Genomic DNA, 14139 nt, shown 5'->3' on the forward strand with positions numbered 1-14139 from the left:
ATCATCCTTTATAATTTTCTGATTGAAGTATAGTTAAAAACTCCGGTAAAATCTCGTTCGCAGAAATTTTTTGATTGGTCCAGTATTCAAAGGCTAATTTCCCCTGATATAACAACATTTCATGACCATGGTGTACGTTGGCACCTTTTTGATATGCCTCTCGTAGTAAGGCTGTCCAAAAAGGTTGATAAACAATATCACTTACCACTGTATCGGGCTGTAAATGTGTCAAGTCAATAATTTTATCGCCATCATTTGGATACATACCTACTGAGGTGGTGTGAATAATTAAATCAAATGATGCCAAGTGGCGCTCAGCCTCTTGGTAGGTATACACATCACCTTTACTACGCTCAGAATCGATATTAACAATTGATTCTGCTTTCGATCTGGTTCGATTAGCAATCGATACCCGTTTTAACTTTTCCTTTATTAACGCATAGTAAATCCCACGGCTTGCTCCACCAGCGCCAAGTATGAGGGCAGATTTATCCCCGTCAAACAAATGCGGATAACGTATTTTTAAGGCGGTAACCAACCCTAAGCCATCGGTATTATAACCATGCCACTTTCCATCTCGACAGACAACTGTATTAACTGCACCAATCGTTTGAGCATGATCATCTATTTCATCTAAATAAGGTATAATCTTTTGTTTATATGGAACGGTGACATTAAATCCATGCAAACTTAATTGCTTTAGTTGTTTAATTTCATCAGCAAACTGATCAGGGTGGATCTCGTACAAAATATATTCACCTGAAAGCCCCGTTTGTTTTAAAAACTGCTGATGAATCCATGGTGACTTAGAATGTTGAATTGGATAACCAATCAATCCCAATTCCATAAAGCCTCTCCCCTTACTGATTAGATCGTTAATTATATGATAGCATTCCTTTTAGACACAGGTACATCACCAGGTGTTGATACCGTAATGGTTGCCGAAATACCTGATAGCGTAATCCAACCTAAACCAGGAAATACAATATCCGTTTTCTCTCCATTTATCTTAAAGGTTTTTTCTTGTAAGGCTGGATATTGTTCTTTGCCTTTACCTGTCGGCGGTGATAACATATCCCCTAAATGATCAAGATAAAGTTTCTCAGCATTTTCGAGCTTTGTACGATGAATATCAAGCTCGTTAGCGAAATAACAAACAAAGGCTTGGCGTTCGCCTTTAATAAAATCAAATCGAGCTAAACCAGCTATATATAATGTTTGTTGTTGATTTAGTTGATATACTCTCGGCTTAATTTCTTTATTCGGTGTAATTTTCTTTATATCTTGATCCGATAAATAGTGTGTAATTTGACCTCGATTAATAACCCCTGGTGTATCATATAATGACGCATGTTCATCAAGTGGAATTTCAATAAAACCTAAGGTTGTTCCAGGAAAATATGATGTTGTAATTGCGTCCTTTGTACCAGTAGAATCATTAATTAAGTAATTAATAAAAGTTGATTTTCCAACATTTGTACAACCTACCACATAAACATCCTGTCCTTTTCTATATTGCTCAATCGCCACTTTAACCTGATCATAACCTTGTCCCGTCTTTGCAGAGACAAGGAAAACATCTTGAATGGTAAGACCCAAATCGGCGGCTGTTTTTTTCATCCAATGTTTTAGTCGGTTTAAATTTGTTGATTTAGGTAATAAGTCTAATTTATTCCCTACTAAAATAATTGGATTATCACCACCTGTTAAACGATGCAAGCTATCGATAAAACTGCCACTAAAATCAAATATATCGACAATCTTTACAATTAAGCCTTTTGTTTCACTAATTTGGCTAATCATTTTTAAAAAATCACTATCTGTATACGGTACATCTTGTATCTCATTGTAGTGTTTTAACCGAAAGCAACGCTGACAAACAACCGTGTCATTGTTAAGTGCCGATGAAGGAACATAGCCAGGTAAACTTTTATCCTCCGATTGCACCGTTACTCCACAGCCTTGACAAATCACGTGATCCTCTTCTAGTCTTCCCATGAAATCCAGCCCTTTCTTTTAAAACGGTCTAATATTCGTCTCTCTATTTGTCGATTAAACTTTGTTGCCTTGTCATCTGTAGAAACGATTGGAACAACTAGTATCGTATGAAAGCCGGCACGATTTCCACCAAAAATATCAGTCATAAGTTGGTCACCGATCACCGCCACCTCAGATCTGTTTAAATGCATTTGTTTAGCCGCTTTAATAAAGGCTTTCTTAAGTGGCTTTTTAGCTTTATATACAAAAGGACGATTTAAAGGCTCAGAAAAGATTTCGACTCGATTTTTATTATTATTTGAAATAATCGTAACATCAATATTGCTCTCTTCCATACGTTTAAACCAATTAAGTACCATTGGTGTTGCATGTGCTTCATTCCATGCTACAAGTGTATTATCCAAATCTGTAATCACCCCTTTTATCCCCTTTTCTTTTAAATGTTCGGGTGTGATTTCAAAAATACTCTTTACATGTTGATCTGGCAAAAAACGTTTTAACACGAACTGTCCACCTCAATTATATAATTAAAAAATTTGTTTTACTTTACCATCATAAACAATTTATCGCTCTGTTTCAAAAATATTTTAGTAAAACTTGCATTTATTTGATCATAACAACTATATTCCGTTAGTTTTGTTCATAACGCATGGCTTCCACTTTTCATGATTTAAAGGTTAAAGAATAAATATATGCCATTAGATGTTAACTTTATAACTGAAAATCGTTCGACAAATTCGGATAAATTTCGAACTTGTGGATAACTTTATACACATATTAAATCCCGAAATATCAACGTTCGAAACATTCAGAACATAAACTATTCACAACTTATCTACAACGAGTGTAGATAACAATCAACTTGTGTCGATTGAGTAAATTTGGTAAAGTTATTTTGCAAGAAACAAAACTTGGAAATAAAATAGGAGGCGGTATAGTGAAGCATCTATCAGATGAATTATTGTTAGAGACTTATCGAAAAGCCTCAGAATTAAAATTAAATCCAGATTTTCTTAGGTTAATGGAAATTGAAATTCAAACTCGAGCACTTACACACATGATAAAACCTATTGCTAATTAATAATCGCTATGTCAAATCACACCAGTGGGTGTTAAATAGATTTTTAATTGCAATATGCTAATTAAAATACGATTTATCTAAAACATGTATTGTATCATGCACAGCTTAAAATAATTCAATGCGGACAGACACATTTTGCTTTTCATGCTCATAAAAATACGTTATAGGCATCAGCCTAAATGCATGGAGGTGAAAAAATGTCTGCTATATTAAGTGCTCTTACCCTTCTTATAAAAGATGCGCTTTTTTTTGTGTCTTACGTTAAAAATCATGCGTTTCCACAGCCTTTAGAACAAAAAGAAGAGATCAAGTATTTAGAACAGATGTTACAAGGTAGTGTTGAAGCAAGAAATAAACTTATCGAACACAATTTAAGATTAGTCGCTCATATCGTAAAAAAATTTGAAAACACGGGCGAAGATAACGAAGATCTTATATCTATAGGAACGATTGGACTTATTAAGGGAATCGAAAGCTACTCTCCGAATAAAGGCACTAAGCTTGCTACATACGCAGCAAGGTGCATTGAGAACGAAATACTTATGCATTTAAGGTCCATAAAGAAAACAAAAAAAGATGTGTCGTTACAAGATCCAATTGGTCAAGACAAAGAAGGAAATGAGATCAGCTTAATTGATATTTTGCAAGCAGAAAATGATGATATCGTTGATTACATTCAATTAAATTTAGAAGTGGAAAAAATAAGTAAATACCTATCCGTGCTTGATAAACGCGAAAAGTTAGTCCTTATGAGTCGTTACGGATTAGGGATGGCAAAAGAGCGTACGCAAAAAGAAATTGCCAAAGACCTTAATATTTCAAGAAGCTATGTTTCTCGAATTGAAAAAAGAGCGTTGATGAAGATTTTTCACGAATATTACCGGCAAGAAAAACGTTGAAATCTGAGTGCAGAATCACTCAGATTTTCATTTGCAATTTAAAACTAGCTTTAATAGTCAATAGATTGCCCTTTTTATTACTGTATTCCTTAATATATAATAGGTTCCCATAAAAGAACAGTTGGCAATATTGTTTGAAAATATAGTTATAATTTGTAGTTATCAACATTTTTAATGAACATAACACGATAGGCATAACAAAAGAAGAGCTAATTAATGGTGAAAAATAGAACCCGGCAAGAAAAAATACCTTTTATCAAAGCGCATTCTTTTAATTTCCATTTTCTAAACGATCCTACTTACTTCTCTTGACCGGGTACAGATAATAAAGCGCAATGGCCAATGAAATGAAAACAACCCAAACAAATACTGTCCCTAAACTTTCATTAACAAGCGATAAAGCGATCCCCAAAACACTTAGGAAAGTAAAATAATAAAATACAAACCTCGTCCGCTTGATTGTTGCCTCAAAATCATAATTCTCTCTTCTTCCGACCAATATATGATACCAAAGATTTAATCTTTTTACTTTTTCTTTATCTAACGCCGAATACAGTATCGAAAGTATCCCGCTGACAACTAAAATGGCTACCAATAATTCTAAATCGATATTCACCTTAACCCCTCCCCAATTGAATCTAAATTTTCTTTTCTTTAATCAAACCATACAAAAGCACAAGGATTTGTTCCCACTAGAGTGTCACATATTTCCTCTGCTATTTGGCAGCATTACTTTTAATATAATAAAAGCGAATAATCCATTCATAAAACAAACGGATCATTCGCCATTGCTCTTATGTCTTTTATTTTTGTCCTTGTCTCGTTTGTTTTTCGTATCATTGATTCGTTTCAACGCATTCAATGACCAACGTCAAATATCGAACGCTAATATAATCGCATATCGCTAATACATGACCCTTAGTGATATACACGAAGGACTTCCATGATTAATTTCGCTGCATGTGTTGCTGCTTGATCTAAAAATTCGTCAAAAGATATAGCTGATTCTTTCCCTGCAATATCTGAAAGCGCACGAATAACAACAAACGGCAGATCATATTGGTAGCAAACTTGTCCAATAGCAACGGCTTCCATCTCGACAGCCATAATGTTTGGAATTTGACGCTGAACATAGGCAACTCGCTCAGGATCTTGCATAAAGGAATCGCCTGTAGCGATAAGGCCTCGTTTGTTTTTTACTTGACTCAACTTTTTATTGGCTTTCTCAACTGCCAATATTAAATTTAAATCTGCTGTATAGTGTTCAGGCATGCTTGGTACTTGACCATATTTATAATTAAATGCAGTCACATCGACATCATGATGAACGACCTGCTCACCAATGACAATATCACCAACATCTAATTCTGGATCCAAACCACCCGCTGAACCTGTATTGATAATAAGATTGGGTTTGAATCGCTCGATTAGTATAGTTGTTGCCATAGCTGCATTAACTTTCCCAATACCTGATTTAAGCAGTACAATATCTTTATTTTTTAAGCGCCCTTCAATAAACAAACAGTTTGCTATAACTCGTTCTGAATGAATGTCCATTTCATTTTTTAATAAAGCTATCTCTTGATCCATAGCTCCTATAATGCCAACTATCATAATAAGTAAATCCTCCTTTTATCAATCTTCTTCATCTGCGTTAAATCGATGCATTTGATCATGACGATGCAATAAGTCGACACGCTCTGGTTGCCACCCTTGATATTCAATCCATGTTATGTATACACGAAAGTGCTCATCCATTCTTGCATTAGAAAAAGTAGCAATCACACTTTGCGAACCATCCCCAGACACCCATAAATAGTACATCTCCTCAATACCAACGCCCGTAGCTAACTCAGCAGCTTGCATCATTTCACGCCAATCCTGTGATGATTGATCCCATGTAATTTGATGAGGTTCTTCTTGTTGTGTATCTATCGGCTCCCAACTTGATGTGTAGGCATAGATGACATTGTCATCTTCAACATGATCAATGACCTCAATCTCGGTATCATATAGCTCGTCTTCCTCATTTGATGGCTCTGTTTCATTTTCAAAGTTGTTATTGTCATTTGGTTGTTGATCAGAAGAATCGTCATCTCCCTCACCTTCTGGCTCACTGCGTTCAACTTCACCACTATCATCTTCAGGTTCATTAACCAGATCCGTATCCTCCCGATTGGAAAAAGCTAAAATCATTATAAATACAATGATTAAAATGGTCCCTATCCCAATAAAAATGGATAGCCATTTGGTATTTTTTCGTTTTTTTTCAAATCGGTCTAATCTGCTATAGGATTGTTCTTCGTTCACCACAAAAACGCCTCCTCTATTTATTATAATAGTATACGCGCATTCACCTTACAATCCCAAAAAACGTAAAAAGTGACGAAAAAATCGTCACTTTACGAGAGTATCATTATTTATAACTAAATTTTCATATGAAGTGAATTACTTCACACTAATAATTTTAACATGCATGTCGCCACCCGGTGTAGGAACTGTTACTTCCTGCCCTATTTCACAACCAATTAAACTTTTAGCAATCGGTGAGTCATTCGAAATTTTACCTTCAAATGGATCTGCTTCCGCGCTACCAACAATTGTATACTCTTCTTCATCACCATCTGGTAATTCCTTAAATGTAACCGTTTTACCTAACGATACAATATCCGAATCAGCATCATCATTTTCTATGATGACAGCATTTCTTATCATCATTTCAACTTGAGCAATACGGGATTCAACAAATGCTTGCTCATCTTTTGCTGCGTCATATTCAGAATTCTCTGACAAATCACCAAAATCACGAGCAACTTTAATACGTTCAACTACCTCAGGTCGTCTTACCGTTTTTAATTGTTCCAATTCATTAATAAGTTTTTCCTTGCCTTCATGTGTCATATAATAGCTTTTTTCAGTAGCCATTCACTACACTCCTTTAAGACCAAACCGTTTTATATTGTTTGTTTCATTGTTATTCTTAAGTAAAGCATTGTATGCTCAACGCACTTAAAAATATAGTAACGTCAACATTAACGTTACTAACCAATACTATGGCAGATTTTCTAATTAATTTCAATAGTTTTTTTAGAAAATTTTATATAGCGCATATTAGCTTAAGTATGCGCTAAGTGCTACAATGCTATTTTTTTCTGGATAAAATCGTTTCTACCTTCGTTGCCATTAAATCAATGGCGACATGATTTTCTCCACCTTCAGGAATAATAATGTCAGCATATCGTTTAGTCGGTTCAATAAATTGTAAATGCATTGGTCTTACGACATTTAAATATTGATCAATGACTGAATCAATCGTTCGCCCACGATCATTAATATCACGCAATAACCTTCTAATAATACGTAGATCAGGGTCTGTATCAACAAATACCTTAATATCCATCATGTCGATCAACCTTTGATCTTCCAAGATAAGAATACCTTCAAGAATGATGACTTCTTTGGGATGTATAAACATCGTTTCTTCTGATCGGGTATGACGTTTAAAATCATAGATAGGTTTATTTATCGATTGATGTGTTAACAATTTTTGAAGATGATCGATGAGCAAATCATTATCAAATGCAAATGGATGATCATAGTTTGTTTTCAATCGCTCTTCAAATGGTAAATGTGATTGATCTTTATAATAAAAATCCTGTTCCATTACAAGAATTGATTTATCAACAAATCGTTCGCAAATAGCTCGTGTTACAGATGTCTTTCCTGACCCAGATCCACCTGCTACACCTATTACTATCGGCTTATCATTATTCACTTTCATTATTTAACCCCTTTAGTGTCTTTTTGTTGTGACAGCTACCCCATCACCAATTGGAATAATAACTGTTTCATAGTAAGGATGTTCACTTAACCATCGGTTGTAACGGTCGATTTTTTTCGCTAAAGCTTGCATGCGTTTAGAAGCATCACTTGCATCAATAACATATCCTTTGAATAAAACATTATCAGTAATAATAACCCCATTACTTGTCACAAATTCGGAGAAGCATTCGAAAAATCGCTGATTTTGACCTTTGGCCGCATCAATAAATACCAAATCATAGGGGCCACGTTTCTGAATATCACTTACACATTCTAGCGCATCTCCATACAATAAATCAATTTTTTTATTTTTGCTAAATTTTTCAACGTGCTGTTTTGCTTGCTCGTAGCGCGCTGAATCTCTTTCAATGGTTACTATAGTAGCGGACAAGCAAGCCTCTTGCATTTGTAGAGCCGAGTAGCCAATCGCTGTTCCAATTTCTAATATTTTTTGGGGTTGCTTTAGTTTAACCATTTGCTTTAGGAAGGCAATGCCATCACGTTCCATAATGGGAATACCATTTTGTTCAGCCTCTTTTTCTAATATGGAAGCCCAATTTGGTGACGATGGCTGTAAGGGCTCTAAGTATGTTTTAAACAGGTTGTTCATCTAAAGATTTCACCTCTGTTTCTTTTTAAGCTTAATTTGCACCACTTAAATAGAGTATTCAATAGCTTTTTTGGACTTGATGATGCCCTGTATCCATTACGATATCCTCGCCAAGAACAACAGAGAAAATCAGGGATAAGCGATGCTTGTCCCTGATTCAAGCTTACAAGTCACGATCAAGATGTTCATTTGCTAAATCTCTGTGCTCTTCAAATGTTTCCGAGTAATAAATTTCACCATCTGGCGCTGCAACAAAGAATAGATAGTTTGTCTCAGCAGGATTAAGAACAGCCCGTAAAGAACTTTCACCAAAATTAGATATAGGTCCTATTGGGAGGCCTTGAATCTGATACGTATTATACGGTGACTCGATTTCTAGATCACTGAAAAAGACACGATCTTTGTGTTCTCCATGTGCATATAGTACAGTTGGATCAGTTTCTAGGCGCATCCCTTCTTCAAGTCGATTATAAAACACACCCGCTATAAGCATTCTTTCTTCTTCATCTCTTGCTTCACGTTCAACTAATGAGGCAAATGTGATCACATCATGTACAGTAAAGTCATCTAAGTTATTTATTTCCTGATAGTAATCACTTAATACATCTTCTGTTTTATCTAACATAGAGGTAACAATGTCATCCACAGAAGGATTTTCTTCATAAAAAGGGTAAGTGGCTGCAAATAAGTAGCCTTCTAAAGGATAACGAATGTCATCTTGCAAAATGTCTTCGGACAATACATTTGGATATTGATCAATTAACGATCTTATATATTCCTCATCTTCCATTGCCTCCATAAACGCACCTGCATCAACATTTGCATTATTCTCATATAGCTCCGCTATCTCCTCTAGCGTTCTGCCCTCAGGTATGGTCACATTAAACAATGCTTCTCTCATTACCGTACCTGATTGTAGCGATTCTGACACTTCAGCAAGCGTCATTGAAGGAGATAATTCGTATTCACCTGCTTGGAAATCACCCATATTGTTGATTCTTGTATAGAGTTGGTAGATTAGAGCATTGTTAATAATCCCTTCCTCTTCTAACAGGTTAGCGATATTAGAACTTGACGAGCCCAAAGGAACTTGTATAGTGATAACCTCATCACTAGTTGCATCTACCGGTGATAATCCATTCATAATGTATTTGTAGGCAGAGATTCCTCCTATTACAATTAATGCAATGGACAATATAATCACGGTAAGAACTATTTTTCTAACAGCACTAACTTCTTTTCTTTGTTGTAAAGAATTATGCCCAGGTTCTATTTTAGTATCCCGTTCTAAATTACTTTCATCTATTTGTGCATCATTTTCATTTATATGGGTATGTTCTTGCTTATCAGCTTTTTTTGTCTGATTTTGATCTTGATCTGAATTGGTCATTAAAAAACCTCCTCCCTTCATCATCCGATTCATTATACTACAAAAAATGAGGTTTTATCTATAATTTTTACAATTTTTTATTTATGGTAGGGCGTGAATTTTATAATGGCTCTTACTATTACCAAACGTATACATTGGAAAATAGCAACATAGGTCAAAGAATACAGTGTCAAATCATTTTCTCAGGAAGTGTCCACAAATTGCAATTACTAACCCCTTATCACATGACATAATAAAGCCCCCCTGAGAGTTAGGATTTCCTCTAACTTTCAGGGGGACGACTTTATCTATTTTTTATTACTTAAATATCTTCATCGATTAATGTATTTAACATTTCTTCAACCATATCCCACTCTTCATCTGATTCGATTGCAAATAAAGCTAAGTCGTCTTCACTTTCTTTTGCTTCATAACGAAAAGCAAAAACTTCTTGTTCTTCATCATCTGTCTGTTCAACAGGAACGACAGCTAAGTAAGATTGGTTGTTTTGTTCAACATCAAATGTGAACAAAACTTCAAACAGATGTTCTTCTCCATTCTCATCTGGGATAATAATCCGTTCATTTTCTGATAATGTCATTTTGACGACCTCCGTTTATTGGGCATCTAAATACCCTTGTAGAATCATAACTGCTGCCATTTTATCAATGACTTTCTTCCGTTTACCACGACTAACATCTGCTTCTAATAAAACGCGCTCAGCTGCCATCGTTGATAACCTTTCATCCCAAAGTACTGTCTTTATATTATATTTTTCTTCTAAATAATTGGCATATAATTGTGAGGCTTCTCCACGCTCACCGATTGAACCATTCATATGCTTAGGTAATCCAATAACAATCTCTGAAATGTCATGTTGTTCAAATATTGATATTAGTGCAGCATCAGCTGTGGTGAAATCCTTCTCATCCCACTTTATCGTCGTTATCCCTTGTGCTGTCCACCCTAAAGCATCACTTATTGCTACACCAATTGTTTTAGAACCTACATCCAAACCCATTTTCTTCATTTTATACCTCTTTGTGTTGACTAATGTAATACTTGACGAGTTCTTCAATTAACTCATCACGATCAATACGTCTAATCATATTTCTTGCATCTTTATATCTTGGAATGTAGGCTGGATCACCTGATAATAAATAACCGACAATTTGATTAATTGGATGATAACCTTTCTCCTGTAATGCTTGATAAACCGTTAGCAATACATCATTAACATTCTCTTCAATGGGCTCTTCGGAAAAGTCAAATTTCATGGTTTTATCCATTGAATCCATGCATAACACCCCCACATCATAAAATAAATCTATCCTATACTTTCTTAATTCGCCACTTGCTACCATTATACCTTTAAAAGATAGCAAATAACAAGTTAACCAATTGATGAAATAAATGTTTTTGCATGATTTAAGGCTGCAGGTACTTGTTCTGGATTTTTACCCCCTGCTTGCGCCATGTCTGGTCGACCGCCGCCGCCGCCGCCACAAATAGATGCCGTTTCTTTAATCAGCTTTCCGGCATGGTATCCTTTATCTATAAGATCTTTAGAAATACCTGCAGCTAACTGAACTTTACTATCATTTACTGTTGCTAATAAAACAATACCTGTTCCCAGCTTTTGTTTTAAATCATCTACCATAGAACGAAGCTGATTCATATCATTCACATCAACTTTCTCCACAAGAACAGGAATGCCATTAATTTTTTCAACTTTCCCTAAAATTGCTGAGGCTTCTAATGATGATAACTTCTGATTTAATGTAGCATTTTCACGGTGTAATTGTTTAATCTCACCATACAGTCCATTAATCTTGTCTGGAACCTGTTCTTGACTAGTTTTCAGCATTTCAGCAGCGGATTGGAGTGTTTTTTGTTGTATGTTTGTATAGATGTATGCACCTTTCCCAGTCGTTGCTTCAATTCGTCTTGTACCTGCACCTATCCCTGATTCACTAGTCAATTTAAACAATCCTATTTCAGATGTGTTATTAACATGACACCCTCCACATAATTCAATGCTATAGTTACCTATTTTCACAACCCTAACCTGATCACCATATTTCTCTCCAAATAGAGCCATCGCGCCCATCTGTTTTGCTTCATTGATTGGATATATACCAGTGTTTACCTCTAATGCATCCCAGATTTTTTGATTAACTATACGTTCAATTTCCTCTAGTTGCTCAGGTGTAACTGCACTGAAATGTGAAAAGTCAAAACGCAGACGATCCATATCTACAAGCGACCCTGCTTGGTTGACATGATCACCTAGTACATCTTTTAGAGCTTGGTGTAGTAAGTGTGTAGCTGTATGATTCTTCTCAATCGCCTGTCGATTTTGGCGATCTATTCTAACTTCAACATCATCACCAACAGAAAAATAGCCCTCATCTATTTTAACTCGGTGCAAGTGCTGACCTTTAGGTGCTTTTTTGACATCCAATACAAATGCTTGATTTTTAGATGCATGTATTGAACCTGTATCAGCAATTTGTCCACCACTTTCCGCATAAAAAGGTGTTTCCTTTAACACAAGGTAAACCTCTTGTTGAGAAGATTGGGTGACCAAACGTTTGTCTTGGATAATGGCTTCGACTGTTGTTTTTATCGTATGATAGTCATAGCCGATAAATGTGCTATCAACTGACAACTCACTAAACACGTCATCTTGAATTTGCATAGAATCTATTTTCTGACGGGCTTCCCTTGCACGATCGCGTTGTGCTTTCATTTCTAATTCAAAACCAGCTAGATCGATCGTAAACCCTGCTTCACCAACATATTCTTCTGTCAATTCTTTAGGAAAACCATAAGTATCATATAAGCGAAACACTTCTGACCCTGGAAAAACAGTTGAGCCAGCATCCCGCTCTTTTTCAATAATGGTGGCTAGAATAGCCAAACCGTCGTTCAATGTTTCGTGAAAGCGTTCCTCTTCATTTTGAATAACATTTGCAATAAAATCAGCTTTCTTCTTAACCTCTGTATAAAAACTTTCCATTATATGAACGACTGTTGTTACTAACTGGTGCATAAATGGTTTATCAATGCCAAGCTGTTTAGCAAATCTAACGGCGCGGCGAAGCAGGCGACGAAGTACGTAACCCCGCCCTTCATTTGACGGTAGCGCTCCATCTGCAACAGCAAAAGTAACTGTTCTTATGTGGTCAGCAATTACCTTGAAAGCCGTATCTGTTCCTTTAGCTTCTCCATATTTCACTTTAGTCATTTTTTCAACATGGCGAATAATTGGTAAGAATAGGTCTGTTTCAAAATTAGTCGGTGTATCTTGAATGACTGATACCATTCTTTCAAGTCCCATACCCGTATCAATATTTTTTTTCGGCAATGGGGTATAACTATCATCAGGATTGTGATTAAATTGTGAAAAAACAAGGTTCCAAATCTCTAAGTAACGATCATTCTCTCCTCCTGGATACAACTCAGGATCATTTCGATCATTACCAAATGCTTCGCCCCGATCATAAAAAATCTCAGTATTTGGTCCACTTGGCCCTTCACCTATATCCCAGAAATTTTCTTCTAATCGAATAATACGTTGCTCTGGTAACTTAATATGATCTTTCCAAAGATGAAAAGCCTCATCGTCTTCAGGATGAACCGTAACAGATAGCTTCGCTGGATCAAAACCTATCCAACGTTTATCAGTTAAGAATTCCCAAGCAAATTCAATAGCTTCTTTCTTAAAGTAATCACCAATAGAAAAATTACCAAGCATTTCAAAAAAAGTATGATGGCGTGCGGTATACCCCACGTTCTCAATATCATTTGTACGAATCGATTTCTGTGCATTAACAATCCGTGGATTATCAGGAATCACACGTCCATCAAAATATTTTTTTAGTGTAGCTACACCGCTATTAATCCATAGTAATGTCGGGTCCTCGTTAGGAACTAAAGGCGCGCTTGGTTCTATTTTATGCCCTTTTTCCTTAAAAAAATCTAAGTAGAGTTGTCTTACTTCTGCTGACGTTAATCGTTTCACTTTACATTCCTCCTATAATTTCATTGACTCAGTCGTTCGGTTATACCTCTTACAGCATTGTCACTTCACCCTTGTTCCACAAACTTTTATGTAATTTAACGCTTTACTCGCCTCATTATTGGTACTTAATCGCATTAAAAAAACTCCCAACACTGCATAAAATGCAGGGACGAGAGTATATTCGCGGTACCACCCTGATTATAGTTTGTTAAACTATCACCTTTGTTCATTGATAACGGTATTCACCGACAAGTGATTAACTTGCACTCTGAACGAGCTTCTGTAACCCTTCATTTAGCAAATCTTTCAGCTATAGATTTGCCTCTCTTCAAA

Annotated in this window: 16 protein-coding genes and 1 other annotated feature (1 of these 17 cut by a window edge); of the genes, 2 read left to right on the forward strand and 14 right to left on the reverse strand. The window is 35.8% G+C overall.

Features of this window, described 5'->3' with window-relative positions; all coding sequences use genetic code 11:
• Position 1: 1 nt before the first annotated feature.
• The 3 genes from aroE to B494_RS0112075 are packed head-to-tail and all read right to left on the reverse strand — an operon-like array spanning position 2 to position 2501.
• The gene (gene aroE, locus B494_RS0112065) at positions 2-847 is read right to left on the reverse strand and encodes a shikimate dehydrogenase (RefSeq protein ID WP_017472641.1); all 846 of its coding nucleotides are present in this window, start codon (positions 845-847) and stop codon (positions 2-4) included.
• Positions 848-879: 32 nt separating this feature from the next.
• On the reverse strand, positions 880-1998 hold the full coding sequence (gene yqeH, locus B494_RS0112070) for a ribosome biogenesis GTPase YqeH (protein WP_017472642.1): 1119 nt from the start codon (positions 1996-1998) through the stop codon (positions 880-882).
• Complete coding sequence (locus B494_RS0112075; RefSeq protein ID WP_017472643.1) at positions 1986-2501, reverse strand: YqeG family HAD IIIA-type phosphatase; 516 nt, start codon at positions 2499-2501, stop codon at positions 1986-1988. The genes yqeH and B494_RS0112075 overlap by 13 nt, the downstream gene beginning before the upstream one ends.
• A 434-nt stretch (positions 2502-2935) precedes the next feature.
• Here B494_RS0112075 and B494_RS0112080 point away from each other — a divergent pair, with 434 nt between their 5' ends.
• Both B494_RS0112080 and sigK read left to right on the forward strand, forming a co-directional pair.
• Positions 2936-3079 (forward strand): sporulation histidine kinase inhibitor Sda, encoded by a 144-nt coding sequence (locus B494_RS0112080; RefSeq protein WP_017472644.1) that lies wholly within the window; start codon positions 2936-2938, stop codon positions 3077-3079.
• Positions 3080-3276: 197 nt separating this feature from the next.
• Entirely contained in the window at positions 3277-3978 is a 702-nt protein-coding gene (gene sigK, locus B494_RS0112085; RefSeq protein ID WP_017472645.1) for an RNA polymerase sporulation sigma factor SigK, read from the forward strand.
• 295 nt (positions 3979-4273) lie between these two features.
• Here the strand turns inward: sigK and B494_RS0112090 are convergent, their stop codons facing one another.
• The 11 genes from B494_RS0112090 to alaS all read right to left on the reverse strand — a co-directional run bounded on the left by B494_RS0112090 (position 4274) and on the right by alaS (position 13806).
• Entirely contained in the window at positions 4274-4594 is a 321-nt protein-coding gene (locus B494_RS0112090; RefSeq protein WP_017472646.1) for a hypothetical protein, read from the reverse strand.
• A gap of 302 nt (positions 4595-4896) precedes the next feature.
• Positions 4897-5592 carry a 5'-methylthioadenosine/S-adenosylhomocysteine nucleosidase gene (gene mtnN / locus B494_RS0112095; RefSeq protein WP_017472647.1) on the reverse strand — a complete coding sequence of 232 codons (696 nt, stop codon included), beginning with the start codon at positions 5590-5592 and terminating at the stop codon, positions 4897-4899.
• A 21-nt stretch (positions 5593-5613) separates the two neighbouring features.
• Positions 5614-6291, reverse strand: coding sequence for a YrrS family protein (locus B494_RS0112100; protein ID WP_017472648.1), 678 nt, complete (start codon positions 6289-6291; stop codon positions 5614-5616).
• 135 nt (positions 6292-6426) lie between these two features.
• Positions 6427-6903, reverse strand: coding sequence for a transcription elongation factor GreA (greA, locus tag B494_RS0112105; protein WP_017472649.1), 477 nt, complete (start codon positions 6901-6903; stop codon positions 6427-6429).
• Positions 6904-7120: 217 nt separating this feature from the next.
• Entirely contained in the window at positions 7121-7759 is a 639-nt protein-coding gene (gene udk, locus B494_RS0112110) for a uridine kinase (protein WP_017472650.1), read from the reverse strand.
• A gap of 12 nt (positions 7760-7771) precedes the next feature.
• Positions 7772-8410 carry an O-methyltransferase gene (locus B494_RS0112115; RefSeq protein WP_017472651.1) on the reverse strand — a complete coding sequence of 213 codons (639 nt, stop codon included), beginning with the start codon at positions 8408-8410 and terminating at the stop codon, positions 7772-7774.
• A 163-nt stretch (positions 8411-8573) separates the two neighbouring features.
• Positions 8574-9800 (reverse strand): endolytic transglycosylase MltG, encoded by a 1227-nt coding sequence (mltG, locus tag B494_RS0112120; RefSeq protein ID WP_017472652.1) that lies wholly within the window; start codon positions 9798-9800, stop codon positions 8574-8576.
• Positions 9801-10101: 301 nt separating this feature from the next.
• Positions 10102-10380: a DUF1292 domain-containing protein gene (locus B494_RS0112125; protein WP_017472653.1), complete on the reverse strand. Its 279-nt coding sequence runs from the start codon at positions 10378-10380 to the stop codon at positions 10102-10104.
• Positions 10381-10395: 15 nt separating this feature from the next.
• Positions 10396-10809, reverse strand: coding sequence for a Holliday junction resolvase RuvX (gene ruvX / locus B494_RS0112130; RefSeq protein WP_017472654.1), 414 nt, complete (start codon positions 10807-10809; stop codon positions 10396-10398).
• Between the two features lies 1 nt (position 10810).
• Entirely contained in the window at positions 10811-11077 is a 267-nt protein-coding gene (locus tag B494_RS0112135) for an IreB family regulatory phosphoprotein (protein ID WP_017472655.1), read from the reverse strand.
• Positions 11078-11172: 95 nt separating this feature from the next.
• Positions 11173-13806 carry an alanine--tRNA ligase gene (gene alaS / locus B494_RS0112140; protein ID WP_017472656.1) on the reverse strand — a complete coding sequence of 878 codons (2634 nt, stop codon included), beginning with the start codon at positions 13804-13806 and terminating at the stop codon, positions 11173-11175.
• 162 nt (positions 13807-13968) lie between these two features.
• Positions 13969-14139: a binding site (T-box leader), on the reverse strand (it continues 37 nt past the right edge of the window).

This window comes from Amphibacillus jilinensis Y1 (genome assembly GCF_000306965.1).
Taxonomy (GTDB): Bacteria; Bacillota; Bacilli; order Bacillales; family Amphibacillaceae; genus Amphibacillus_C; species Amphibacillus_C jilinensis.